The 1164-nt window shown below is 43.1% G+C and carries 2 protein-coding genes; both read left to right on the forward strand.

Annotated features, from left to right (window positions below):
- Positions 1–13 precede the first annotated feature (13 nt).
- The gene (locus PX636_RS08275) at positions 14–589 is read left to right on the forward strand and encodes a (2Fe-2S) ferredoxin domain-containing protein (RefSeq protein WP_002796080.1); all 576 of its coding nucleotides are present in this window, start codon (positions 14–16) and stop codon (positions 587–589) included.
- A gap of 121 nt (positions 590–710) precedes the next feature.
- A partial coding sequence (locus PX636_RS08280) for an ACT domain-containing protein (protein ID WP_288116717.1) occupies positions 711–1164 on the forward strand: 454 nt, incomplete at its 3' end.

Consider the following 1164-nt stretch of genomic DNA (forward strand, 5'->3'; position numbering starts at 1 on the left):
AAAGTGAGAAAGTATGTCAAAATCTACAACTACCATGGTTCCCTTTCAAGCGGTCGGTCAATTCCTCGGTTTTGTCCTCAAGGACGGATATAAGGTAAAATACCTGAGAATTAGTGTTGATAAACGAGAATATTGGTTTAAGCCCGAAAAAACACTGCGAGACCACATACCTCTCAATATTGCTCTCCACTCATGGCTAAAAGTGACGGGAGAAAGTAGTCTTTGTTCAAAAAAGGGAAAATTAAAACTGAGGGTACTAGGGATCGAGCATTTATCTGGCGAAAAAACCCCAGAAGTCGCCCCGGCAAAAGCTAAAAAAGCCACCGTCTTAATCTGTCAGAAGTCCGATTGTTGGAAAAATGGCGGTGCGAGAGTCTGCCAAAGGTTAGAGAGTGGTTTAGAGGAAAAAGGACTGGGAGAAGCGGTGAATATTAAATTAACTGGCTGTTTAAAACAGTGCAAAAAAGGGCCGAATCTGGTGGTTATGCCCGATAAAAAGCATTATAATCAGGTAGCTCCCCAAGATGTCCCCTCCCTGATCGAGCGGCATTTTGCCACTTCTGAGCAAGAGAATACTGTATCAGTTTAACCGGAAATTTAATCGGCGATCGCTCTTGACAAATGCTCTTTTTTGTGCATCAAAGGGACGAAGTGCCTGAAATTGTAATCAATTAGGGGATAGAAAAGTCAATTCTTGCCACCGATAATTTATGACTGCTGCCACTGCAACCTTGTTAATTTCTTGTCCCGACCAGATTGGTCTGGTGGCGAAAATCGCTAATTTTATCTACGCTAATGGCGGCAATATTATCCACGCCGACCAACACACGGATTTTTCGGCAGGATTGTTCCTGATGCGGATAGAATGGCAATTAGAGGGGTTTAATTTACCCCGTGGGATGATCGAACCAGCTTTCGCCGCTATTGCCAAACCTTTGCAGGCTAGTTGGTCCTTACATTTTTCCGATACTGTCCCGCGTCTAGCTATTTGGGTGACAAAACAGGATCATTGTCTCCTCGATTTATTATGGCGACAACACGGGGGAGAAATTAGGGCAGAAATTCCTTTAATTATTAGCAATCATCCAGAATTACACTCAGTTGCCAATCAATTCGGTATTGAGTTTCATCATATTCCCATTACCGCCGAAACCAAGATTGAAC

Source organism: Microcystis sp. M53598_WE2 (genome assembly GCF_030067735.1).
Classification (GTDB): domain Bacteria; phylum Cyanobacteriota; class Cyanobacteriia; order Cyanobacteriales; family Microcystaceae; genus Microcystis; species Microcystis aeruginosa.

What these genes read in the sequence shown, in the direction of transcription:
- PX636_RS08275 (WP_002796080.1), top strand. Translation starts at nt 14, where the DNA reads ATGTCAAAATCTACAACTACCATGGTTCCCTTTCAAGCGGTCGGTCAA.